24 protein-coding genes are annotated in these 23053 nt (G+C 73.5%); 13 read left to right on the forward strand and 11 right to left on the reverse strand.

All coding sequences use genetic code 11. The annotated features are described in order from the left end of the window. The first annotated feature begins 175 nt into the window (after positions 1-175). Genes ACLJT4_RS15790 through ACLJT4_RS15800 form a run of 3 tightly spaced genes read left to right on the forward strand, consistent with a single transcriptional unit; the run spans position 176 to position 2937 of the window. Positions 176-991 (forward strand): ABC transporter ATP-binding protein, encoded by an 816-nt coding sequence (locus ACLJT4_RS15790; RefSeq protein WP_411122950.1) that lies wholly within the window; start codon positions 176-178, stop codon positions 989-991. Beyond that, positions 981-1853 carry an ABC transporter permease gene (locus tag ACLJT4_RS15795; protein WP_411122951.1) on the forward strand — a complete coding sequence of 291 codons (873 nt, stop codon included), beginning with the start codon at positions 981-983 and terminating at the stop codon, positions 1851-1853. The genes ACLJT4_RS15790 and ACLJT4_RS15795 overlap by 11 nt, the downstream gene beginning before the upstream one ends. Before the next feature lie 52 nt (positions 1854-1905). Next, a complete protein-coding gene (locus ACLJT4_RS15800; RefSeq protein WP_411122952.1) occupies positions 1906-2937 on the forward strand; it encodes an ABC transporter substrate-binding protein in 1032 nt (343 codons plus the stop codon). An 88-nt stretch (positions 2938-3025) separates the two neighbouring features. On the opposite strand, the gene ACLJT4_RS15805 is transcribed toward ACLJT4_RS15800, so the two are convergent. Both ACLJT4_RS15805 and ACLJT4_RS15810 read right to left on the reverse strand, forming a co-directional pair. Further along, a complete protein-coding gene (locus ACLJT4_RS15805; protein WP_411122953.1) occupies positions 3026-4096 on the reverse strand; it encodes a trypsin-like serine peptidase in 1071 nt (356 codons plus the stop codon). Positions 4097-4252: 156 nt separating this feature from the next. After that, on the reverse strand, positions 4253-4441 hold the full coding sequence (locus tag ACLJT4_RS15810; RefSeq protein WP_016578226.1) for a DUF6381 family protein: 189 nt from the start codon (positions 4439-4441) through the stop codon (positions 4253-4255). Positions 4442-4661: 220 nt separating this feature from the next. Here ACLJT4_RS15810 and ACLJT4_RS15815 point away from each other — a divergent pair, with 220 nt between their 5' ends. The 3 genes from ACLJT4_RS15815 (at position 4662) to ACLJT4_RS15825 (ending at position 7023) form a co-directional block, all read left to right on the forward strand. Next, a complete protein-coding gene (locus ACLJT4_RS15815) occupies positions 4662-4832 on the forward strand; it encodes a hypothetical protein (RefSeq protein ID WP_411122954.1) in 171 nt (56 codons plus the stop codon). 10 nt (positions 4833-4842) lie between these two features. Then, positions 4843-5667: a VOC family protein gene (locus ACLJT4_RS15820; RefSeq protein WP_411122955.1), complete on the forward strand. Its 825-nt coding sequence runs from the start codon at positions 4843-4845 to the stop codon at positions 5665-5667. Between the two features lie 237 nt (positions 5668-5904). After that, positions 5905-7023, forward strand: coding sequence for a hypothetical protein (locus ACLJT4_RS15825; protein ID WP_411122956.1), 1119 nt, complete (start codon positions 5905-5907; stop codon positions 7021-7023). An 87-nt stretch (positions 7024-7110) separates the two neighbouring features. Here ACLJT4_RS15825 and ACLJT4_RS15830 read toward each other — a convergent pair whose 3' ends face one another. Then, complete coding sequence (locus ACLJT4_RS15830; RefSeq protein ID WP_411122957.1) at positions 7111-7863, reverse strand: TetR/AcrR family transcriptional regulator; 753 nt, start codon at positions 7861-7863, stop codon at positions 7111-7113. 168 nt (positions 7864-8031) lie between these two features. Between ACLJT4_RS15830 and ACLJT4_RS15835 the strand changes: the two genes are divergently transcribed. Then, positions 8032-9483 (forward strand): serine hydrolase domain-containing protein, encoded by a 1452-nt coding sequence (locus ACLJT4_RS15835; RefSeq protein WP_411122958.1) that lies wholly within the window; start codon positions 8032-8034, stop codon positions 9481-9483. Positions 9484-9538: 55 nt separating this feature from the next. On the opposite strand, the gene ACLJT4_RS15840 is transcribed toward ACLJT4_RS15835, so the two are convergent. The 3 genes from ACLJT4_RS15840 to ACLJT4_RS15850 form a co-directional block, all read right to left on the reverse strand. Beyond that, complete coding sequence (locus tag ACLJT4_RS15840; RefSeq protein ID WP_037632079.1) at positions 9539-9775, reverse strand: hypothetical protein; 237 nt, start codon at positions 9773-9775, stop codon at positions 9539-9541. Positions 9776-9905: 130 nt separating this feature from the next. Beyond that, the gene (locus tag ACLJT4_RS15845) at positions 9906-10418 is read right to left on the reverse strand and encodes a DUF6328 family protein (protein WP_411123183.1); all 513 of its coding nucleotides are present in this window, start codon (positions 10416-10418) and stop codon (positions 9906-9908) included. 31 nt (positions 10419-10449) lie between these two features. Next, positions 10450-13032 carry an ATP-dependent Clp protease ATP-binding subunit gene (locus tag ACLJT4_RS15850; RefSeq protein WP_411122959.1) on the reverse strand — a complete coding sequence of 861 codons (2583 nt, stop codon included), beginning with the start codon at positions 13030-13032 and terminating at the stop codon, positions 10450-10452. Positions 13033-13616: 584 nt separating this feature from the next. Between ACLJT4_RS15850 and ACLJT4_RS15855 the strand changes: the two genes are divergently transcribed. Beyond that, positions 13617-13793, forward strand: coding sequence for a hypothetical protein (locus tag ACLJT4_RS15855; protein ID WP_165479631.1), 177 nt, complete (start codon positions 13617-13619; stop codon positions 13791-13793). Between the two features lie 192 nt (positions 13794-13985). Here ACLJT4_RS15855 and ACLJT4_RS15860 read toward each other — a convergent pair whose 3' ends face one another. Beyond that, positions 13986-14420 carry a hypothetical protein gene (locus ACLJT4_RS15860; RefSeq protein ID WP_411122960.1) on the reverse strand — a complete coding sequence of 145 codons (435 nt, stop codon included), beginning with the start codon at positions 14418-14420 and terminating at the stop codon, positions 13986-13988. A 242-nt stretch (positions 14421-14662) separates the two neighbouring features. Between ACLJT4_RS15860 and ACLJT4_RS15865 the strand changes: the two genes are divergently transcribed. Further along, on the forward strand, positions 14663-16033 hold the full coding sequence (locus ACLJT4_RS15865; RefSeq protein WP_411122961.1) for a cytochrome P450: 1371 nt from the start codon (positions 14663-14665) through the stop codon (positions 16031-16033). Here ACLJT4_RS15865 and ACLJT4_RS15870 read toward each other — a convergent pair. Continuing rightward, complete coding sequence (locus tag ACLJT4_RS15870) at positions 16011-16832, reverse strand: N-acetyltransferase (protein WP_411122962.1); 822 nt, start codon at positions 16830-16832, stop codon at positions 16011-16013. The two genes, ACLJT4_RS15865 and ACLJT4_RS15870, sit on opposite strands and share 23 nt — an antisense overlap. A gap of 365 nt (positions 16833-17197) precedes the next feature. Between ACLJT4_RS15870 and ACLJT4_RS15875 the strand changes: the two genes are divergently transcribed. Next, complete coding sequence (locus tag ACLJT4_RS15875) at positions 17198-18610, forward strand: M64 family metallopeptidase (protein ID WP_411122963.1); 1413 nt, start codon at positions 17198-17200, stop codon at positions 18608-18610. On the opposite strand, the gene ACLJT4_RS15880 is transcribed toward ACLJT4_RS15875, so the two are convergent. After that, complete coding sequence (locus ACLJT4_RS15880) at positions 18588-19295, reverse strand: SDR family NAD(P)-dependent oxidoreductase (RefSeq protein ID WP_411122964.1); 708 nt, start codon at positions 19293-19295, stop codon at positions 18588-18590. The genes ACLJT4_RS15875 and ACLJT4_RS15880 overlap by 23 nt on opposite strands. Before the next feature lie 102 nt (positions 19296-19397). Here ACLJT4_RS15880 and ACLJT4_RS15885 point away from each other — a divergent pair, with 102 nt between their 5' ends. Next, positions 19398-20237 (forward strand): helix-turn-helix transcriptional regulator, encoded by an 840-nt coding sequence (locus tag ACLJT4_RS15885; RefSeq protein ID WP_411122965.1) that lies wholly within the window; start codon positions 19398-19400, stop codon positions 20235-20237. Between the two features lie 40 nt (positions 20238-20277). Here ACLJT4_RS15885 and ACLJT4_RS15890 read toward each other — a convergent pair whose 3' ends face one another. Then, positions 20278-20598 carry an NIPSNAP family protein gene (locus ACLJT4_RS15890; protein ID WP_016574943.1) on the reverse strand — a complete coding sequence of 107 codons (321 nt, stop codon included), beginning with the start codon at positions 20596-20598 and terminating at the stop codon, positions 20278-20280. A gap of 109 nt (positions 20599-20707) precedes the next feature. Between ACLJT4_RS15890 and ACLJT4_RS15895 the strand changes: the two genes are divergently transcribed. Next, positions 20708-21025, forward strand: a complete 318-nt coding sequence (locus ACLJT4_RS15895; protein ID WP_411122966.1) for an ArsR/SmtB family transcription factor — start codon at positions 20708-20710, stop codon at positions 21023-21025. 192 nt (positions 21026-21217) lie between these two features. Further along, positions 21218-22192: a RimK family alpha-L-glutamate ligase gene (locus ACLJT4_RS15900; protein ID WP_411122967.1), complete on the forward strand. Its 975-nt coding sequence runs from the start codon at positions 21218-21220 to the stop codon at positions 22190-22192. 69 nt (positions 22193-22261) lie between these two features. On the opposite strand, the gene ACLJT4_RS15905 is transcribed toward ACLJT4_RS15900, so the two are convergent. Beyond that, on the reverse strand, positions 22262-23053 hold the full coding sequence (locus ACLJT4_RS15905) for an SDR family NAD(P)-dependent oxidoreductase (RefSeq protein ID WP_411122968.1): 792 nt from the start codon (positions 23051-23053) through the stop codon (positions 22262-22264).

Raw genomic sequence — 23053 nt, forward strand, 5'->3', positions numbered from 1 at the left:
TTGTTGATCTCGGGTAAACGCAACGTAAGCCGCCGTGGCCCGGCTGCCCAGACCCCGTGGAACTTTTGTTGTTCTAGCGTGAGCAAAATGGGCACAACAGGGTTTGCGCGCAGAACGACTGCTTGCGCCCACAAGGCTGCCGCCCGGGCCCGGCTCGCTCCTAGCCTCCCGGTCCATGAACAGCCACACCAGCCCCGCCATCGAGCTACGGGGCGCGAGCAAAACCTTCCGCACCCCCTCGGGCGGACTGCACACCGCCGTCCGGGACCTGGACCTGACGGTCGGCCGCGGCGAGTTCGTCGCCGTGGTCGGGCCCACCGGATGCGGTAAGTCCACGACCCTGACCCTGGTCAGTGGCCTGGAGGAGCCCACCGAGGGCGACGTGCTGGTGGCCGGCGAGCCGGTCAGCGGCATCGGCGACAAGGTCGGCTTCGTCTTCCAGCAGGACGCCGTCTTCCCGTGGCGCACCGTGCTCTCCAACGTCATGGCCGGCCCCCGCTTCCGCGGCGTGCCCAAGGCCGAGGCCAAGGAGCGGGCCCGCGAATGGCTCGCCCGGGTCGGCCTGGCCGCGTTCGAGGACCGCTACCCGCACCAGCTCTCCGGCGGCCAGCGCAAGCGCGTCGCGCTCGCCGCGACCTTCGTCAACGACCCCGAGATCCTGCTGATGGACGAGCCGTTCTCCGCGCTCGACGTGCAGACCCGGGCGCTGATGTCCGACGAACTCCTCGACCTGTGGTCCGGCACCGGCGCCTCGGTCGTCTTCGTCACCCACGACCTGGAGGAGTCCATCGCGCTGGCCGACAAGGTCGTGGTGATGACCGCCGGCCCCGCCACCGTCAAGGAGGTCTTCACGATCGACCTCCCGCGGCCCCGCCGGGTCGAGTCGGTGCGGCTGGAGCCGCAGTTCATCGAGATCTACCGGGAAATCTGGTCCTCGCTCGGCGAAGAGGTCCGGATCACCCGCGAAAGGGGTGCCGCCGATGTCGCCTGAGACCGTCACCGCACCGGCCGCGACCACGTCCGGCACCACGGGGGAGCGCAGCGAGGCCCGCGCCCGAGCCGCCCGCAACCACAAGCTCCTCGTCTACGGGACCCGGGCCGCGCTCCTGGTCGGACTGCTCGCCCTGTGGGAGTGGCTGGCCCGCGCCGCGGTCATCGATCCGTTCAACTTCTCCATGCCGTCGAAGATCTGGGACCAGATCACCCAGTGGGCCGTCGACGGCACGCCACAGGGCACCCTGTGGGAGCAGGTCTGGTACACGCTCTACGAGGCGCTGCTCGGCTGGGTCATCGGCGTCATCGGCGGCGTCGTCCTGGGCATCGCGCTCGGCCGGATCCGGTTCCTGGCCGACGTGCTCGGCCCGTACATCAAGGTCCTCAACGCGCTGCCGCGGATCGTGCTCGCGCCGATCTTCCTGATCTGGTTCGGTCTCGGTCCGGCCTCGAAGGTGGCCTCCGCCGTCGTCCTGGTCTTCTTCCCGGTGTTCTTCAACGCCTTCCAGGGCGCCCGCGAGGTCGACCGCAACCTGGTGGCCAACTCCCGGATCCTGGGCGCCAGCAACCGTCAGGTCACCCTCCAGGTCGTCATCCCCTTCGCCACGTCCTGGATCTTCACCAGCCTGCACGTCAGCTTCGGCTTCGCGCTGATCGGCGCCATCGTCGGCGAGTACATCGGCGCGACCAAGGGGCTGGGCCTGCTGGTCTCGGCCTCCCAGGGCACCTTCAACGCCGCCGGCGTCTACGCCGCCATGGTGATCCTCGCGGTCGTCGCCCTGCTCGCCGAAGGACTGCTGGCCTTCCTGGAGAAGCGCCTCTTCCGCTGGAAGCCGACCGACGCCGGCGACGCCCGCTGACCCCACCGCCGCCCCCCGCACCCGCACCGCCCCACCTCACAAGGACGTGACCATGCGCACCCACCTCAAGACCACGGCCGCGGCCGCCGCCGCGGCGCTCGCCCTGACCGCCCTCACCGGCTGCGGCGGCGGCTCCGCCGGCGGTTCCGCGGGCGCCGACGACGGCCGGATCCAGATCATGGTGGGCGGTCTGGACAAGGTCATCTACCTGCCGGCCCGCCTCACCCAGCAGCTCGGCTACTTCAAGGCCGAGGGCCTCAACGTGACCCTGCTGACCGAACCCGCCGGCGTCCAGGCCACCACCTCCCTGGTCTCCGGCGACGTCCAGGGCGTCGTCGGCTTCTACGACCACACCCTCGACCTCCAGGCGAAGAACAAGCAGGTCGAGTCGGTGGTGCAACTCGCCCACGCGCCCGGCGAGGTGGAGGTGGTCGCCAACAAGGCCGCGTCCGAGCTGACGTCGGCCAAGGACTTCAAGGGCAAGAAGCTGGGCGTCACCGGCCTGGGCTCGTCCACCGACTTCCTCACCAAGTACCTGGCGGTCAAGAACGGCGTCCAGGTCAACGAGTTCACCCCGGTCGCCGTCGGTGCCGGCCAGACCTTCCTGTCGGCGCTGGAGCAGGGCTCCATCCAGGGCGGCATGACGACCGACCCGACCGTCGCCCAGGTCGTCAACAAGAAGATCGGCAAGGTGCTCATCGACATGCGCACCCCCGAGGGCTCCAAGGAGGCGCTGGGCGGCCCCTACCCGTCCTCCAGCCTCTACATGAACACGGACTGGGTGAACAGCCACAAGGACACCGTCCAGAAGCTCGCCAACGCCTTCGTCAAGACCCTCAAGTGGATGTCCACGCACACCCCCGAGCAGATCGCGGAGAAGATGCCGGCGGACTACGCGCAGGGCGGCAAGGAGCTCTACGTGCAGGCGATCAAGGACACCCTGCCGATGTTCACCAAGGACGGGGTGATGCCGGCGGACGGCCCGGCCACCGTCGAGCGCGTCCTCAAGGCGTTCAACCCCACCCTCAAGAACGCCACCATCGACCTGAACAAGACCTACACCACCGAGTTCGTCAAGAAGTGAAGGAACGCCAGACGACGCCGTCGGGCTGATCCCCGCCGGGACCGGGTGCGCAGCGACGCCCCCGGTCCCGGCGGCCCGTCGACGGCGCTCACACGAAGTTGACCCCGCCCCGCACCAACAGCGGATCCTCCACCAACTGCCACAGCGGCACCGCGTAGTTGCCCCGCCCGTACCGGCCGCCGCAGTGCAGCCCCAGCACGCGGTGGTCGACGAGGTCGATGACCGGCGCACCGCTGGTGTCGCCCAAGGTGGAGCAGTCGTGCCGCAGCACACTCCCGTCCGCCGCCAGACCGGTCGCCGTCCCCGGCTGGAGCCGCTTGACGCCGTAGACGTCCAGGAAGATCCGCCGCATGGACTCCGGTTCGTTGCGGCGCCCGTCCCAGGCCGGATAGCCGACGCAGTACACCGGCCGCCCCGGCAGGTCCGGCGGCGCGTCCGCGGCGACCGCCAGGGGCGGGGGCAGCGCACTGCCGCCGAGGTACGGGGCGATCCGCAACAGGGCCAGATCGACCTCCTCGTGGATCCCCAGGACCTCGACGACCTCGTACGACGGACCGCCGTCGAGCGGCTCCGGACCGCCCGCGCACTCCTCGCCCACGTCGAGGGCGGCACCCAGACCCTGCCGGAAGACCCAGCCCCCGCTTGCGCAGCGGGCGAACTCCACCGCCACGTGCCGATTGGTCATCACCGTCTCCGGCCCGACCAGGAACCCCGTCCCCAGCCAGTCCAGACTCAGGTGCCCGGAGACCTCCACCCGGCCGACCCGGACCAGGGACTGCCGGATCGCCACCCGGTGGACCTCCAGCACCGCCCAGTCACCCTCCTGCGGGGCGAAGTCCTGCCGCCGCACGGGGAGCGCCGGGCGCCCTTCGAGCAGGACCAGCGCCGCCATCCCGAACGACTCGTCGTCGCCGATGTCGTCGGCCCGCCCCCGGGCGAGCTTCTCCAGGCCGCCGGCGCCGGCCAACAGCACCCGGGTGCGCTCCTGCCGGGCGCACTGGGCGATCCGCCCGGCCGCCCGCTCCTCGGCGGGCAGCGCCACCGCGGACTCGGGCTCCTCCCAGGACAGCCGGTCCCGCACCCGCGCCGCCACCGCACGCAGATCGGAGAAGACCCGCTCGGGCCCGGTCGCCACCGGTGAACGGCTGGGCTGGTCCATCTCGTCCTCCTCCGTCGCGTCGGCGGCGCGGTCAGCCCTCCGGGGCCTCGGCCGCCCTGCGGCACCGCTCGTCCCGGAGCGGTTCCAGCGACGCGCACACACCGGCGGCCCGGCGGATCCCGTGCCCACCGGGACGGGACCGTGCCGGGCCACCGCTCACTGCGACGGGTAGATGTCGCCGCTCCGCATGGCGCTCTCCTGCTCGCTCCGGCTCTCCAGGCGGCGGGACTTCTCCTGGAGCCGCTGCCGTTCCTTGGGGTCGCTGGTGCGCTCCGCGGCGTCGGCCAGTTCCCGGGCCTTCTCGCGCATGTGCTGAAGGCGTTCGCGTGTCTCGTCGGATCCCATGACCGTTCCTTCTCGTCCCGTGCCGATACCCGGCGTCCCCGGTGGCGCGTCGAACCCGGCGCCCGCCCGGTGAGCCGCTGCTACCAGCGAAACAGGGCCCGCGGTGGTCGGCACCTCGAAGCGCGTCGCGCTTCGAGGTGCCGGCCCGGAGAGGGTCCGGCGGCGGAAGCGCATAATGGGGGCCAGGTAGGGAACCAGCCCGTCCGGAGGTGGATCCCCGATGGCCCCTCTGCTCCTCGTCCTGCTCCTCGTGCTGCTCCTCGCGGGCGCCGGCCTGGCCGTGAAACTGCTCTGGCTCGTCGTCCTCGCCCTGGCGGCCGTCGCACTGATCGGCTTCCTCCTCCGTCCGTCGGGCCCGCGCGGCACCCGGGGCCGCCGCCACCCCTGGTAGGGGCGCTCCGATGCCCGCCATCAAGGCCCGCAAAGCCCGCGACACCACCGCGACCATCGGTGGTGCACCGTGCTGGGTGAGCCTCATGACGCACGACGTGGCGGGCGCACAGGACTTCTACGGCAAGGTCCTGGGCTGGCAGTTCCGGCCCGGCAGCCGGGGGGCCGAGTTCTGCTCCATCGCCCTGGCCGCGGGCCAGCCGGTCGCCGGGATCGGCGCGCTGACGCCCCAGCGGCACGTCCCCGTCGCCTGGACCCCGTACTTCGCCGTGGACAACGCCAACGACACCGCCGCCCGGATCCGCGAGCGCGGTGCCACGCTCGCCGTCGGCCCCCTCGAAGTGGGCAAGGGGCGCGGCGCCCTCGCCGCCGACCGGGACGGTGCGGTGTTCGGACTCTGGGAGGGCCAGACGCTCTCCTGGTCCGTCGGGCAGGGCGGCGCACCCATGTGCCTGGAGCTGCGCACCCGCGACGCCTTCGAGTCGGCGATCTTCTACGGCGAGGTCTTCGGCTGGACCCCCGACCGGCCCGGCGGCTGCGACATCAGCTACGAGCACGACGAGGTGATGGTCCGCGACGAGGGCGGGCACACCGTGGCCGCGCTGCGCGGCGGCGCCGTCGAAGCCGCCCCCGACCCGCACGTCCGCCCCCGCTGGCACGTGTACTTCCCCGTCCACGACATCGAGGAGGTCACCGCCGCCGCGGTGGCCGCGGGCGGGTTCGCGCTGCCGGTGACCCCGATGGTCGACGGCGGCGGCTGCGAGGCCGTGATCCGCGATCCCCAGGGCGGGCTCTTCACCGTCGCCACCTTGCAGGCCGTCGCGGGCGTCCGCTAGCCCCCGGCGAACGGCCCGCCGTGGGGCCGCCCCGCCCCGCCGACACGCCCGGTCGTTCCCCTGCCCCGCGGCGTGTCTCCACCGGATGGCCCGCCTGCATTGGCGCGCGCGGCCAAGAGGGACGTTGGCTGAACCACAACAGACACAACCGGCACGTAACAACGCGCCATGACCACGCCCGATGAGCGCCGGCACCTCCGGTGCGGACGCTCCCACCCCGTTCAGTGGAGTAGCTACATGTCACCTGAACCAGCTCCTCGTGGGGGCCAAGCCGATCTGTCCCCGACGGAACACGGCGAACACGTTCCGCCCACCCGCCAGGAGAACGTCTCGTTCCGCACCCTCGTGTGGACGGCCGCCACCACGAGACCCGTGGAGGAAGTCGCCGCTCTCGTGGAACTGCTCAAGCGCAGCGGCGACGACCCCAACCCCGGCGACGAAGCGTTGCGGGTGGCGGCGATGACCCGCCCGGTGAGCGAGGTCGGGCCGCTGCTCGCCCTGCTCGGTGAGGCCCCGCACACCGCGGAGGCGAGTTACGAGGCCCTGCGCGCGGCCGCCGTGGGCCGTTCCGTCGACGAGGTCGCCCAGCTGATCAAGCTGTTCGACCGGGCCCAGGACGGCCAGGTTCCCAGCCCGGAACCTTCGGACGGCGACCCGTACCACGACAGCCACGCCGACACCGCGAGCATGGCCACCACGTCCCTGCCGGTCCACAACGACCCCTACGCGGACCCCTACGGCGACCCGTACTCCGACCCCTACGGCCACCCGGGCGCCGACCACGGCTACGGGGCCCAGGGCTCCGACCACGGCTACGCCGCCCAGGGCCCCGGCGGCAGCGAGTCGGCGATGCGGGACACCCCGCCGCGGCCCCAGCGCGCCCCCTGGCCGGGCGCCAACGCGCCGCACGGCGGCTGGCCGGGGCACGGGGCTCCCACACAGCACGGGCCGGCGGTCGGCGGCGTGCTGCGGTCCGTCCTGCGCTGGCCGGCCGCCGCGGCACTGGCCCTGTGCGGGCTGAGCCACCTGCCGCTCGGCGCGGCGGAGACCCAGGGCGGCGCCTCGGACGCCCTCTCCATGGCCATCGCCGTGGTCTACCTGCTGCTGGCCGGCTTCCTGGCGGTGCGCGACACGTCCGCCGTGTGGATCGCCAGCGCCGCGGCCGCGGTCACCGTGATCGTCCTGCACGCGCTGTCCCGTGCCGGTGTCCTGGTGCCGCTGCGCAGCAGCCTCGGTAACGCCTCGATGTGGCCGGAGCTGTTGGCCGTCGCGCTCGCGATCGTCAGCGCCGGCCTGGCCGGCGCCGCGCTGCTGCTGCGGCCCCGCCGGGTGAGCCCCGCGACGGCCGGTGTGTGAGCGGCGCGTGGATGCGGCGGCCGTCCCCCCGGGGGGACGGCCGCCGCATCGCGTGTCCGAACCGGCAGCGGGCCGGTGCGCCGCCGGCTACCCGGCCCGCCGCCCGACCGCGCCCGCCAGACCGTCCAGCACACGGTCCAGCCCATAGGTGAACTTCTCGTCGCGGACCGTGCGCAGGTCCTTCCCGCGCAGCGCCGCGTACCGCTCGCGCAGCCCGGGGTGGGCTGTGGCGGCGGCCTCGGCGGCCGGCCACAGATCGGCCGTCCAGTCCTGCTCGCTGCGGCCGCTCCGGGCGAGCGTGGTCAGCCAGGACGCCTCGCTGATGCTCACCCCGATGACGTACGCGGTGAGGGTGGAGACTGCGAGGTCGGCCTCGTCCGCGGGCAGTCCGGCGGCCTGGAAGAGGCCCAGCATCCCCTCGGAGACCCGCATCACGTTCGGCCCGAGCTGCGACATGCCCACCTCGCCGAGCACCGAGGCCATCCACGGGTGTGCGAGGAGGGTGGCCCGCAGGCTCCCCGCGCACCGGGCGGCGTGGGCGCGCCAGTCGGCGGGGGCGCCGGCCTCCGGCACCACGATTTCGCCGTAGACCTCGTCCACGACCAGTTCGATCAGCTCGTCCTTGTTGGCGACGTGGGAGTAGAACGAGGTGGCCCCGGCGTTCAGCCGGGTCCCCAGACGCCGCAGGCTCAGGGCGCCGATCCCCTCCTCGTCGAGCAGGCGGACGGCCTCCGCCACGATCTGACTCCGGCTCAGTGCGGGCTGGTCGCGCTTCCGCCGTTCCGGTCGGGTCCACACCGACGCGATGGGCTGTTTGTCGTTGGCCTTGCTGGCCGTCATGACCGGCTCCTCTCTCCCGGTCTCAGGGTAGCCCGATCCGTACGCCGTGCGTACTTGCGAACAGTGTGCGGTCTCCGTACAGTGTTCGGTGTAGCGCACGGCGTGCGGCGAGGGCGGAGGGTCGTCACCGCACCGCCGGCACACCGACGTCACAGTGGGGGAGAGACCATGACCGAGAACCTGGGCCACGAGGGGGCCGCGCGCACGGAGGCCGGGGAGCCGGCGCCGGACGCGGCGACGTTCGACCGCGCCCGTTGGCAGGCCCGCCTCGACGCACTGCTGCGGCGCCACCGCGTCCCCGGTGCCGCCCTCGCCGTCCTCGTCGACGGGGAGGTCCACGAGGTGGCGAGCGGGATCCTGCACCGCGAGACCGGCGTGCCGACGACCACGGACTCCGTCTTCCAGATCGGCTCCGTCAGCAAGGGCTACACCGCCGCACTGGTGATGCAACTGGCGGACGCCGGAAAACTGGACCTGGACGCCCCCGTGATCGACGTGCTGCCGGAGTTCGCCGTCGCCGACCCGGAGGTCACCCGCACGGTCACCGTCCGGCAGTTGCTCAACCACACCAGCGGCATCCAAGGCGACCACGTCAACGACACCGGCCGGGGCGACGACTGCCTCGCCCGCTACGTGGCGAGCGCCCGGACCGTGGGGATGACCAACCCGCCCGGCGCCACCATGTCCTACTCCAGCACCGGCTACAACGTCCTGGGCCGCATCGTGGAGGTGCTCACCGGCAGCACCTTCGACGACGCGCTGAAGGACATGATCTGCACCCCCCTCGGGCTGACGCACACCATGACCCTGCCCGAGGAGGTACTGCGCTTCCGCGCCGCCATGGGGCACATGGGCGAACCGGGCGAGGACCCGGTGCCGACCCCGCGGTGGGACATGCTGCCCCGCTCGGCCGGCCCGTACGGGGGGATCAGCGCGACCGCCGCCGACGTGGCCCGCTTCGCCCGGCTCTTCCTCGACGGCGGCATCGCACCGGACGGCACACGGGTGCTCTCGACCGAGGCCGTCGAGGCCATGTTGACGCGCGAGGTCGAGATGCCCGACCAGTGGTTCCTCGGTGCGCACTGGGGCCTGGGCTGGGGCCTGTTCGAGTGGGACGGCGTCCGCGGCTTCGGCCATGACGGCAGCACCTTCGGGCAACTGGCCTATGTGCGCGCGCTCCCCGAGAAGGGCCTGGCGATCGCCCTGCTGACCAACGGAGGGGCGGCCGCGCCCAAGGTCTTCGACGCGCTCTGCCGCGAGCTGGCCGCCGAACTCGCCGGGGTGGCCGTGCCGGAGTTCGCCCCGCCGGAGCAGCAACCGAGCGTCGACCCGCGGCCGTTCACCGGCAGCTACCCCCGTGAGGGATTCCTCATGACCGTCACCGACCGCCCCGACGGCGAAGGCGTGCTCCGGCTGACGTACGAGGGCGCCGACGGCCTGGCGGGCACCTTCGACCCGCTCCACTGGAACCTCGTCCCCGTCTCGGACACCCCGACGAAGACCGTCTTCGCCGGCCGCCGCAATGCCGACGACGGGTGGATACCGGTGGTCTTCTACGCCCTCGCGGACGGCTCCCGCTACGTGCACTTCGGCGTGCGGGCCACGGCCAAGGCCGGGTGACCCGCCCGGGACGGGATGCCGGGTCCGGGCGGCGGCCGTCCGGACCCGGCGGACCTCACGCCACGCTGTCGGCCAGCTCGCGGACGCCCCGGGTCCGTGCGCAGTGCGCGCAGCAGAAGAAGCGGCCGCCCGCCTCCAGCCCGTGCCCGAGGATCCGGCACCGGCAGTTCTCGCAGGTCGGCGCCAGCAGGTGCGCGGCGCACTCCACGCAGTCGAAGGAGTGCACCGCGCCGTCGATGTGCACGTCGAACCCCCGCGCGTAGTCGTTCCCGCAGACCTCGCATACGGTCATGGCGGACCTCCGTTCCGCGGCTCCGTCGAAGGCGCCGGGACCGCGGAGCCGCCCGCCGGCCACCGGCGTGCCGCACCCCTCCTCCATCGTCGCACCACCCCCGGTGGCCCGCAGGGGCCCCGCACGGGCCTCATTCCGACGACGCGTAGCGGTGCAGCACCCATGCAGGCAGCACGAACCAGCACACCACGAACCACAGGACCAGGCCCGCCACCACCCACGGCGCGGCGCTCTCGTTCAGCGCCAGCCGCAGGATCAGCAGCAGCGCCGAGGCGACCGTGCCGAGCAGCAGCACCACCCCGACCAGCGCCAGCCGCGACGCCCACAGCACGGTCTGCGGTTTCAGGCGGTGGCCGGTCACCAACCGGTGGAAGGTCACCGTCCCCACCAGCGCACCGGTGGTCGCCGCGCCCAGGAGGACGGTGGTCACGTAGATGGTCCGGTCCGTCGCGTCGAGCACGGCGAACCGCGGGGTGAAGACGACGGTGAGCAGGAAGCCGAACAGGATCTGCACGCCGGTCTGAATGACCCGCACCTCCTGGAGCAGCTCGCTCCACCGACGGTCGGCGCGCTGCTCCGGCGTCTCGCTGCGGCCCCGCCGGTCCGGCTCGGGACCGCTCGCGTCCTGACGTCGACCGTTCAGCGCGACTCCTCCGCGTCCGCCGCGGCGGCGCTCACACCGTTCGCTCCGCCGGGCTGGCCTGGAAGGCCAGCTCGCCGTCCGTGACGTCCACCCGCACTCGGTCGCCGGCGGTCAGCGCCCCGTCGAGCAGCATCCGCGACAGCCGGTTGTCGATCTCGCGCTGGATGGTGCGGCGCAGCGGCCGGGCCCCGTACTCGGGTTGGTGGCCGCGGCGGGTGAGCCAGTCCACGGCGGCGGGGGAGAAGTCCACGGCGATGCCCTGGGCGTGCAGCCGCTGGCTGGTGCCCTCCAGGAGCAGGCCGGTGATCTGGTGCAGCTGCTCGTCGGTCAGCTGGCGGAAGACGATGATCTCGTCGAGCCGGTTGAGGAACTCGGGCCGGAAGTGCGCGCGCAGCGCGCCCAGTGCCCGCTCCCGTGCACCGTCGTCCGCGCCCGTCTCCGCCGAGCCGAAGCCGAGCACGCCCCGCCCGCCGCTGAGCGCCTCCGAACCGAGGTTGCTGGTCATCACGATCACGGTGTTCTTGAAGTCGACCGTACGTCCCTGAGAGTCCGTCAGATGCCCGTCGTCCAGGACCTGCAGCAGCATGTTGAAGACGTCCGGGTGCGCCTTCTCCACCTCGTCCAGCAACAGCAGCGAGTACGGGTGGTGCCGGACCGCCTCGGTGAGCTGGCCCGCGTCCTCATGGCCCACGTATCCGGGCGGGGCGCCGATCAACCGACTGACCGTGTGCCGCTCCTGGTACTCGCTCATGTCGAGCCGCACCATCCGGTCCTCGCTGCCGAACAGCGCCTCGGCCAGTGCCCGGGCCAGTTCGGTCTTGCCCACCCCGGTCGGGCCGAGGAACAGGAAGCTGCCGATCGGCCGGTTCGGGTCGGCCAGCCCCGCCCGCGAGCGCAGCACCGCCTCCGACACCGCCGCCACCGCGTCCTGCTGCCCGATCACCCGGTCCTTGAGGCGTCCCTCCAGCCCCAACAGCCGGTCCTTCTCCTCCTCCGTCAGACTGCTGACCGGCACCCCGGTCTGCCGCGACACGATCTCCGCGACGTCCTCGGCGGTGACCTCCACGATCCGCCCGTCGCCGCCCACCGGCCGCTCGTCCTGGGTGTCCTGGACGGTCCGGATCCGCTCGGTGAGCGCGGCGATCCGGTCCCGCAGCTCGGTCGCCCGCTCGTACTGCTCGGAGTGGACCGCCTGGTCCTTGTCCCGGACCAGCTGCTCCACCTCGCGCTCCATGTCGCGCACGCTGGGCGTCTTGGTCGCCGACCGCAGCCGGACCCGGGCGCCCGCCTGGTCGAGCAGGTCGATCGCCTTGTCCGGCAGGAACCGGTCGGTGACGTACCGGTCCGACAGCTCCACGGCCGCCAGCACCGCCTCGTTGGTGTACCGCACCTGGTGGTGCGCCTCGTAGCGGTCCTGCAACCCGCGCAGGATCTGCACCGTGTCGGGCACCGTCGGCTCCGGCACCAGGATCGGCTGGAAGCGCCGGGCCAGCGCGGCGTCCTTCTCGATGTACCGCCGGTACTCCTCCAGCGTGCTGGCCCCGATGACGTGCAACTCCCCGCGCGCCAGCGCCGGTTTGAGCATGTTGCTGGCCTCCAGGGCGCCGCCGTCGCCGGTGCCGCCGCCGGCCCCCACCACGGTGTGCAGCTCGTCGATGAAGACGATCAGTGCGTCCGAGTGCGCCCGGACCTCCTCGATGATGTTGTTCATCCGCTCCTCGAAGTCGCCGCGGTACCGCGTCCCGGCCACCACCGCGGTCAGGTCCAGTGCCACGATCCGCCGGCCGGCCAGCGTCTCCGGGACCTCCCCGTCGGCGAGCCGTTGCGCCAGCCCCTCCACGATCGCGGTCTTCCCCACGCCCGCGTCGCCGACCAGCACCGGGTTGTTCTTCCCGCGCCGCGACAGCACCTCGATGGTCTGCTCGATCTGCTCCTCCCGCCCGATGACCGGATCGATCCGGCCGGCCCGGGCCAGGTCCGTCAGGTCCCGGCTGTACTTGTCCAGCGTCGGGGTGTCGTGGTGCGGCACCGCACCGTGCTCGGCGCTCGATCCGGACGGCTGGTGCGGCCCCACGCCGCCGGGCCCGGTGGCCGCCGCCTGCGGGTCGAAGTGGGCGAGGTGCAGGATCCGCCCGGCCGCCGAGTCCGGATTCGCGGCCAGCGCTTCGAGCACGTGCTCCGGCCCGATGTACGACGCCCCCGTGCCGCGCGCCAGCTCGTGCGCCCCCAGCAGCGCCCGTTTGACCGCCGGGGTCACCGCGACGCTCTTCTGCAGCGGCCCGGACCCCGCGTTGCGGTCGATCTCGGCGGCCAGCGCGTCCGGGTCGGCCCCCGACTGCTGCATCAGGCTCCGGGTCGGCTCCGTGCTGAGCGCCGCCCGCAGCAGGTGCTCGGTGCCCAACTCGGGGCTGCCGTGTTCGGCGGCGTACGCGGCGGCGGAGGTCACCAGGTCCCGGGCCGGCCCGCTCATCAGCCGGGCGATGTCGGCCTGCCGCGGCATCGGGGAGCCGCCCTCCTCACCCGGCGACTGCGCGGAACGCCCGAAGAACCGGGCGAGAAAGTCACCAAACGAGTCCGGGCCGTAACCCTCCGGACCCATGAATCCGTTGCCCATGTGCGTCCGTTCCGCTGTCACGACGGTGCCGCGACACGCTGCCTGTGTGCGGGTGCGTGGTGCTCGTTCCCTGTGCTGTCGTCCGCTGCGTGGTCGCCGCGACGTGCGACTCCTTGCTTCAGGATCGACGCCACCGGTGCCGTTCGCACGCCGGCGCGTCGCCGCCGGGTGCCCGGGGCCCCGCTCCCGTGGCCGATTCCCCGGCGGCCGGGGGAGCGGGGCCCGGCGCACCTCCTCCCCCGAATGGCGGTCCCGCGGCCGTCCCCGGCCGGCCCGCACCTGCCGCGGACCGACCGCCCGGACCCGTTCCGCACCGGCCCGCGGCCCGGCGCGTCCCGGCCCCCGGCGGTACGTCCCCGGGGTCGCCGCGGCGACCCGGTGCGGTACCCGCGTCCCTCGGGACGCCCGCCGCCCGTCCGGACCGGCCCGCGGCGCGCGGCGTCCGCCCGCGTCCGCCCCGGCCGCTCCACCGCGGCGTCCGGCAGTTCGCCTCGTCTTCGGGTTGCGGCGGACGGCAGGGCGTTCAAGGAGCCGCCCGGACCGCTATCTTGGACAGCTTCACCCTGCGGGACCGGGAGGAAGGTATGAGCACCGTGCCATGGACCATCGAGCGTATTCGTGAGGCGCTAGCCAGCCCGTCCCTCGCCCGGCGGTTCGACGCCGAACTGGATCGGGCACCGGCCGACGAACTGCTGGCGGTCTTCGCGAAGTGGCAGCGGATCGCGGGTGGCCTGCGGGCGCCGGCGACCACCGACGCCTGAGGGACGGGATGTCCGCGGGGGCCCTTGGCGTCCGCGGACACGATGCGGCCCGCCGCCCCTGAGGTCCGTCGGGGACGCACGCCGGGCCCAACCACGGCGACGCGCGCCCCCGACCCCACCCACCGGCCTCCGGGACCGGCCGGTTTCCAGGACCAACGCCGCACCACCCAAAATGGTCACCGCGAACGCCCGTCACCGGGACGCGCAGTCGAGCCGCCCCCGCACCGCGCCCACGGCCCTGAGCAGCGGAACCGCCGTCGCCACCACGAACAGCCCGAAGAGCGTGATCGGGAGCAACCCCACCGGGCGCCACACCCAGGTCGGATCCGCCACCAGCAGCGGCCAGTTGACGCACCAGTTCGCGGCGACGTCCAGCGTCATGACGACGGCCGCCCACCGGATTCCCGCCGGACGCACCAGCCCCACCCACGCGACGGTCAGCGGATCCAGCAGCGCCAGGCCCACGAAGAACACCTGCAACGGCACCGTGGCGAACGCCGCGTAGACGTGGATGCCCCCGCGTGCCAGATCCAGCCAGTGCGCGGCGGTCCCCTCGGCGAACCCGAGCACGTACACCGCACCGGTCCAGCGCGCCCACCGCGGGAGCGCCCGCCATCGCGCCCGCACGTCCCCCGCTCGTCCAGGCCGCTTCCCACCCCACATCGGACCAACCTAGACCAGCCGGCCGACGGCGGTCCCGGAGCCGTCGTCCTCGTAGCTCCCGTCGCGCGCGGAGTCCCCGCGGCGGGGCGCGAGTTGGTCCGAGGGGGTGGGCACGATCCGGGCGGCAGTGGTCCACTGGGGTCCGCCGGTCTTCCGGACCCGGACGACGAGGCGGTCGCCGACCGCCGCTGCGAGGGGAGTCGAGGGTGACCTCTGGAACGGGCCGTCAGACGGGCGGGGCGGCCAGGGCCCTCCCCGGCCCGGAGCCCCGGGCGGACGGCGGGGCCGGCGCCATCGCGGCGGCCGGCGGACTGCACGCCTACCAGCTGCGGCTGCACGACGAGTACGGACCGGTCGTGCGCTTCCAACTGCCGGGAACGAAGCTGGCGGTGTCGATCTCCGACCCGGTCCTGCTGGAGGCCACGGCCGGCCTCGACGAGCGGCCGGTGCGACCGTTCGCGTTCTTGGAGCCGCTGTGCGAGGCGGGCAACCTCCAGGTGCTACCGGCCGCCGAACACCGGCCCTGGCGCCATCTGCTGCTGTCGGTGCTGGCCGGACGCCCGTCCCACGAGCGGCACTTCGGGCAGTTCACCGCGCTGACCACGGCGCTCGCGGACCGTTGGGCCGAGCAGGCCGACCGGACGCCCGTCACGTTGCAGCGGGACCTCACCGCGCTGTCCCTGCGGATGATCTGCGCGTACGCGTTCGGCGGTGAGGTGACGGACCCGGAGGGCGTCGTCACCGCGTTCGAGGAGGTGCTCACCGAGCACCTGGGGCGGCTCTACGAGGTGCCCGGCGCGGTCGGGCCGGCGGAGCGCGCCGAACGGGCCGAGCGGGCGGCGGCGGCCCTCGCCCGACTGCGGGCCACCGTCGACCGGGTCGTCGCGGCCCACCGCCGTGCCGGCCGGACCGACCGGAGCGATCTGATCGGCGCGCTGGTGGCGGCCGGCGAACGGCCCGCGCGGATCCGCGACACCGTCATGATGATCATGCTCGCGGCCCACCACACGACCGGGGTCGCCGTCTCCTGGACGCTGTACCTGCTGGGGCGGCACCCCGAGGTGGCGGCCCGCGTGACCGAGGAGGTGGACCGGGTGCTCGGCGACCGGGCGGCGCCGGAGTACGCCGACCTCCGGCGCCTGACGTACCTCGGCATGACCCTCAAGGAAGCGATGCGGCGCTACCCACCGGGCCCGTACGGCGCCCGGGAGACGGCCGAGGACCTGGCCGTGGGCGACTACCTCGTCCCGGCCGGGGCCACCGTCTTCTACCCGTTCTGGGCCGTGCACATGAACCCCAAGTACTGGCCGGAACCCGAGAAGTTCGTGCCCGAGCGGTTCACCCCGGAGGCGGCGGCCGGGCGTCCGAAACTGGCCCACGTCCCCTTCGGGTTCGGACCGCGCAGCTGCGAGGGCGCCGCCCTGGCCGTCGTCGAGGCCGAGTTGGTGCTGGCGGTGCTGCTCAAGCGGTTCCGGTTCCGCCCGGTGGCGGGGGACGAGGTGACCCCCGTCGAACGGTTCGTCCTCTGGGCCGCCGACGACATCCGCATGCTCGTCAGCCCACGGACCCCCGGGTAGTTCCGGCCGACCACGGCGCGGGGGTTCCGGTGTCCGGTCGCACCGTGCGGTGCCGGACCCAGACGTTCGGTTCGACGTAGACGGCGTGGTCGTGCGCGGTGTCGCAGTGCACCGGGACGAGGGCGCACGGCACGTCGATCCGGCCGTCCCGGTCGAAGGGCAGGCCGGTCCACCGCCGCCACTGGTCCAGGGAGCCGCTGACGGTCATCGACGCCGGAGCGATCCGCCCGACCGTCCCGCCGGCCCGGACGTGGACCCGCAGCCACGGGTCGGTCGGCAACCCGTCGGCACGCCGCCGACGGACGTAGTCGGCCATCGGGACGTGCGGTTCGCGGTGCTTGGCGGTGGGCCGCACGGGCGCCCACAGGACGTCGTGCCCCTGCTGGCCGGCGGCGCTCCGCAGCGCGCCCAGCAGACGGGCGGAGAGCCCGCGCCGGAGGTACCCGGTGTCCACCGTGACCTCCAGCGCGCTGGCCGTCGCGGGAGTGCGGGGGAGCCCCCGGTCCCGATCGCGGTAGGCCCAGGTCAGCACCTGGTCCCACCCGCGGCCGGGCATCTCCTCGCGGCCGGCGAACGTGGCGTCGAACGGCACGCTCAGCCCGCGGGCCACGACCCGGTCGCCGTCGGTCGCCACGACGCAGTGCGCGGGGAAGTCCTCGGCCACCCGGCCCAGGAACGCGGTCGCGACCGGATCGTGCGGGACGAAGGCCGGCCAGGTCTCCGCGATCTCGTAGATCCGGGGGAGCAGCGCCGGCCGCTCGGCGAGCGTGCTGATCCGGAGGGCGTCGACGTCCGTCATGACCGGAGACCCTGCCAGCGGGCGGCTCCGTGGGCCAGCGGTTTTCGTCCCGCGAGTCCGTTGGCCCGGCGGCCTGTTGGTCCATTGGCACGAGCGCGGTTCGGCCGGCGGCCGAGCGGTTCGGCCTCGTCCGGCAGACGCCGGCCACGCCTGTGAATATTCCGGTCGGGGTCGCCCGCCGCGCCCACCCCGTCCGCCCGGCGCCCGCAGGCCGGGCCCACCGGGCGCTCCGCATTCACAACCGCCCGCCGGATTCACACGGCGGCCCTCCCGCGCGTCGCCCCCGGCCCGGGACGGGTTTCCCGTGCCATCGTTGCCTCGCGTCCGGCCGGGTGCACCCAACCCCCACCTCATAGGAGCACTTCGTGCACATATCGATGCGTCGCGGCGTCCGGCTGGGTGCCGTCGCCGCGGCCTGTGCGCTCGCCTTCGCGAGCCTGACCGCCCCCGCCGCGGCCGCGCCCGACCCCCGGGTCCGGGTGGAGGTCCCCGGCCCCGCCGGCGGTGCGGCGGGCGCCGGCTACCGCGACGTCCCCCGGACCTTCCCGACCGCCCCGGGCGCCGCCCCGAAGGCGCTCGCGGGCGGCGCCGACGGCCGGGTCACGAAGGTGATCGACAACGGCGACACCAAGGACCGGCTCGACGTCGTCGTCATCGGTGACGGCTACACCGCCGGGGAGTTGGACCGGTTCCACACCGACGCCAAGGAGAAGTGGAACGACTTCCTGGGCGTGGAGCCCTATCGCACGTACCAGAAGCTCTTCAACGTCTGGACCGTCGACGCCGTCTCCGCGGAGAGCGGGGTCAGCGGCGACCCCGGCAAGGACGTCACCCGCAACACCGCCCTCGGCGCGCACTTCTGGTGCGACGGCACCGAACGCCTGCTCTGCATCGACCAGCAGAAGGTGGACGCCTACGTGGCCAAGGCACCGCAGGCCGATCTGGTGCTGGTGCTCGCCAACAGCAGCAAGTACGGCGGCGCCGGCTACAACGAGGCCAGTCCCACCCTCGGCTACGAGGGGATCGCCACTGCCTCCGCACACGACCGGGACTCCAGCCAGGTCGCCGTCCACGAGACCGGGCACTCCCTCGGCAAGCTCGCCGACGAGTACGCCTACCCGGGCGTCCCCGAGTACGAGCAGTACAGCGGCCCCGAGAAGCCCGAGGCCAACTCGTCGGTGCTGGACGCGGCGGCCATGGGCGGCGCCCGCACCAAGTGGTACCGCTGGCTCGGCGAGACCTCGCCGGACGGGGGCGCCGTCGGGGCGTACGAAGGCGGCAACTACTACGTCAAGGGGCTCTTCCGCCCCACCGAGGACTCCCTGATGCGCACCCTCGGCAAGCCGTTCAACCTGCCGGGCGCGGAGGCCATGGTCGCCGGGTTCTACCGGCACGCCACCCCCGCCGCGCCGGCCGACCGCTCCCGCACCTGGCAGACCACGGCCCGCCTCGCCCTGCCCCGCACGCCCGACGCCGGCCACGGCCCGCTGACCGTGCGGTGGTACCTCGACGGGCGCGAACTGCCCGGCCAACGGAACCGCGACCGGGTGGCGCTCCGCGAGGTGGCGGTGGGCCGCGGCGACCACCGGCTGACGGCGACCGTCACCGACGGCACCACCGCCGTGCGCGACCCCGCCCTGCGCGCCGCGCTGACCGGCTCCACCGGTTGGACGGTGCGGCGCGGCGCCGGCTCCGCCGCGGACCGCCGCGCCCCGGTCGTGGCGCGCCCGGACGCCGCACCGGTGCGGAGCGCGGTCACCACGGAAGGGGACCGCTGACGTCGAAGTAGCCGCCGGTGGGTCCGTCCGGGCCCACCGGCGCCATCCGGACGATGATCTCGGCGCCCTCCTCGACGGTCTGGGTGCCCGTGTGCCCGTTCAGGTCGGTGGCGGTGTAGCCGGGCTCCACGGCGTTGATCCGGATGTGCGGGAACGCCTTCGCGTACTGCACGGTGAGCATGTTGACCGCGGCCTTCGACGCCGGATAGGCGACCCCCGGGTACCCGTAGGCGGGGGAGTCCGGATCGCTGACGTGGGAGAGCGAGGCCAGGCCGCTGCTGACGTTGACCACGACCGGCGCGGCCGACCGTTGCAGCAGCGGCAGGAACGCGTGGCTGACCCGCACCACGCCGAAGACGTTCGTCTCGAACACCCGCCGCACCGCGTCGGCGGTCGCGTCCGCGGCCCCGATCACGCCGGCGTCCCCGGTCCGCCCTTCGACGCCGGCGTTGTTGATCAGTACGTCCAGTCCGCCGTCCGCCGCCACGGTGCGTGCCGCGGCGGCGACGGACGCGTCGTCGGTCACGTCCAGGAGGACCGTCCGGGCCCCCAGTCGCTCGGCGGCCCGGCGTCCCCGCTCGGCGTCCCGGCTGCCCACGTACACGGCGTGCCCGGCGGCGACCAGCCGCCGGGCGGTCTCGAACCCGAGACCCTTGTTCGCTCCGGTGATCAGTGTTGTCGTCATGCCTCCAGACTCGTCCCGGGCGGTGCGGGCAGCCAGCCGTCCCGCCTTCCTGGGACCGGCAGTACCAGGAAGGCGGGTGCGTGACGGGGCACAATGGTGGGCATGGCGACGGCGGAGTTCGGGCGGGCGGTGCGCCGCTGGCGCGACCGCATCCCGCCCGGGACGGCCGGCCTGCCCGCCGGCGGCCACCGCCGTGCGGCCGGTCTGCGCCGGGAGGAACTGGCGCTGCTCGCCGGGATCTCCGTCGACTACGTCACCCGGCTCGAACAGGGCCGGGCCGCCCACCCGTCCACCCAGGTCGTCGAGGCCCTCGCCAGGGCCCTGCGGCTGTCCGAGACCGAACGCGCGCACCTGTTCCGGCTGGCCGAACTGGCGCCCCCGGGTCCGGAGACGGTCCCCACCCACCTCACCCCCGGCGTGCAGCGGCTACTGGACCGGCTCACCGGGACGCCCGTCGCGGTCTACGACGCGACCTGGACGCTGCTGGTGGCCAACCCGCCCTACGCGGCCCTGATGGGCGACCCCTCCGGGTGGCGCGGACACCAACGCAACGGCGTGTGGCGGCACTTCCTCGGTCCGGGCACCCGGGCCCGGCACACTCCGGACTCCCGGCGCGCCTTCGAGGCGGCGCTCGTCGGCGACCTGCGCGCGGCCGCCGCCCGCTATCCGTCCGACCCGACCCTGCGGCGACTGGTCGCGGAACTCCGGGCGGACAGCGACCGGTTCGCCGAGCTGTGGGACTCCGGTGCGGTCGGCCACCACGACGCCGCGCGCAAGACCATCGACCATCCGCACGTGGGCGCCGTGACGTTGGACTGCGATGTGCTCACGGTGGCGGGCAGTGACCTGCGGATCATGCTCTACACGGCCGAGCCCGGCACCGAGGACGCCGAACGCCTCGCCCTGCTGACCGTTCTCGGCACCCAGTCGCTGGTGGGCTGACCGGCCGTCGCGCCGTGGGCCGCGCCCGGCCCCGCCGGCGTCACGGAACGGGGGAGAAGTCGGTCGGTGCGAGGATCCGGTTCTCCGCGCTGAGCAGCAGGCCCTCCCGCTTCATCTCTGCGAGGTACGCCTGCCATTCCGGGTCCGCGTAGAGCGCGGCCCGGCGCCGCTCCCGGTCGGCCTGGTCCTCGTAGGCCCACAGGTGGACGACCTGGTCCAGCCGGCCCTCCACCGGGACGTACCAGCCCACGCAGCGGCCCAGGTGCCGCGCCTGGAGCGGGTAGCCCTTCTCCCGGTAGAGCGCCACCCAGTCCGCGACGCGGGTCGGTTGGACGGTGTAGACGCGGTGGTCGACGATCATGACGTTCCCCTGTCGTCGTGTTCGGTATCCGGCGAAGCCGGGGGGCTCCGTTGTCTTTCACGATACATCGATGTTCGTCGAACATCGATTAACTGTCTACACTGGCGCCATGCGCTCACTCGACCATCCGCAGCTCTCCTCGGTGTCGCTCTCCGACGCCCTCGCGGCCCTGGCCGACCCGACCCGCCGTGCCGTCGTGCGGGTGCTGACCGACGGCCGGGAACACCTCGCCGGCGACCTCGACGGCCTCGGCGTCGCCCAGTCCACCCTCAGCCACCACATGAAGAGGCTCCGGCAGGGCGGCATCACCCACAGCCGACCGGACGGCACCCGCTGCTGGGTCTCGCTGCGCCCGGAATTCGACGCGCGCTTCCCCGGCCTGCTGCGGACCGTCCTCGGCCTCGACACCGAGGAGACCCGAAGCTGATCGGGAAACCCACCCGACGCACCGGAACCAGTCCGCGCCCGCTCCGCCACGCCGAGCCGACCAGGGCCCCAGAAGGAACCGGACGGCGGACCGGCCCTCGCTCCCCGATCTTCCGGGTGGGCCGATGACGTGCACGGCGACGCGTGCCGCCGCTACCCTCGGACGCAGGTCAGTTGCGGAAGAGGAGCGTGGATGCCGTCGGCGATCGTCGAGCCTGCCGAAGTCTGGATGTTGGCGCGGGAGCACCCGGCGCCCCTGATGCGGGCGACCCGCGCACTCAGCCAGGCACTGGAGCGGGCCCACGGCCCGCGGTTCGCCGTCTGGCACTCCGACGAACTCCTCTTCGGCGTCCGCGACGGCCGGTTGGTGTTGCAGACGCTGGGCGGTCAGGACGTGCCGCCGCCCAAGGTCGTCCTGGTGCGGCAGACGCCCGGCTCGATGTCCGAGCACCGTGAACTGACCCTGCTCCGGCACCTGGAACGCCTCGGCGCGGTGCTGATCAACCCGGCCGCCGCCCACCACCGGTGCGGCAACAAGCTCTGGCAGTTGCAGGAGTTGGCCGCGGCCGGCCTCCCGGTGCCCGACACCCTCTCGTACGCCACCGCACCGCTCGCCGGCGTGGTGCGCAGCCCGCAGCTGCGGACGCCGTGCGTGGTGAAGTCCGTCAACGGCCGGAACGGCTCCTCGGTGTTCCTCGCCCCCGACACCGAGCTGCTGCGGGCGCTGTCGGGCAGCCTCGCCCAAGAGGTACCGCTGCTCCTCCAGGAGTACGTCGCCGCCTCCCACGGCCGGGACCTGCGCGTGGTCGTCGTCGACGGCGAGCCGGTGGCCGCCCAGATCCGCAGCTCCCGCGACGGGTCGCTGGCCTCCAACCTCGCCCGGGGCGCCACCGCCGAACTCTGCCTGGGCCGCCATCCGGAGGGCGAAGCCCTGGCGGTGCGGGCGGCAGCGGCGCTCGGCCTGTCCGTCGCCGGGGTCGACCTGCTCTTCACCGCCGACGGCGGCCACACCCTCTGCGAGGTCAACGCCGTGCCCGGCTGGCGCCCCCGCATGACCTCGGTCATCCCCGCGATCTCCGCGTACGTCGACCGGCTCCTGGCCGGCGCGGGTGCCCCCGCCGCCGAGGGACGCCGCGTCCCCGTTCCCGGCAACGGGGCGATGTCCTGACCCGCCGCCCGGCCCCCGCGCGCGGGCGCCCGCGGGGGGCCGGGCCCGGGGCGGCCGGTGCCGACGGGGTCACCGGTGCCACAGATAGCGTCCGAGGGCCCGTCGCAGCGGTCGGGGGGTGAGCGTGAGCAGCGTCGTCGCGGCCTTGTAGGGCACACCGGGCACGCACCGCCGGGTGCCGGCCGCGACGGCCTTGAGCGCGGCGGCGGCGACCTGGTCCGCCTCCAGCCAGAAGAACCCGGGCACCCAGGCCGGGGCGAGGCCGTTCGCGGCGAAGTAGTCGGTCTTGGTCAGCCCCGGCAGCACCACGGTGACGTGGACGCCGGAGCCGCGGTTCTCGATGGCCAGGTCCTCCGAGAAGTGGGTGAGGAACGCCTTGGTCGCGGCGTAGGTGGCGAGCGACGGCGACGGCAACTCGCCGGTCAAGGAGGACACGTTGAGGACGCCGCCGTGTCCGGCGGCCCGCATCCGGGACAGCACGGACCGGGACAGGCGCACCACGGCCTGGTTGTTCAGCTGGACCGTGGCCTCTTCGAGGTCCACCGGGAGGTTGGCGAAGACGCCGGACCCGCCGGAACCGGCGTTGTTGACCAGGAGCTCGATCGGTCGGTCCGGATCGGTGAGGCGGGCGGTCACCCGCGCCGTCTGCCCGGCGTCGGTGAGGTCGGCCGGCAACGCCTCCACCTCGATGCCGTGGGCGTGCCGCAGCTCCTCGGCGAGGTCCCGCAGGAGCGGTTCCCGGCGCGCGACGAGCACCAGGGAGACACCCCGGGCCGCCAGTTGCCGTGCCATGGCCGTGCCGATGCCACTGGAGGCGCCGGTGATCAGCGCGGATCGGTAGGGATAGGGTCGGTCAGCCAA

The sequence above is a fragment of the Streptomyces sp. x-19 genome, assembly GCF_046549115.1.
GTDB classification, from domain to species: Bacteria; Actinomycetota; Actinomycetes; order Streptomycetales; family Streptomycetaceae; genus Streptomyces; species Streptomyces albulus_C.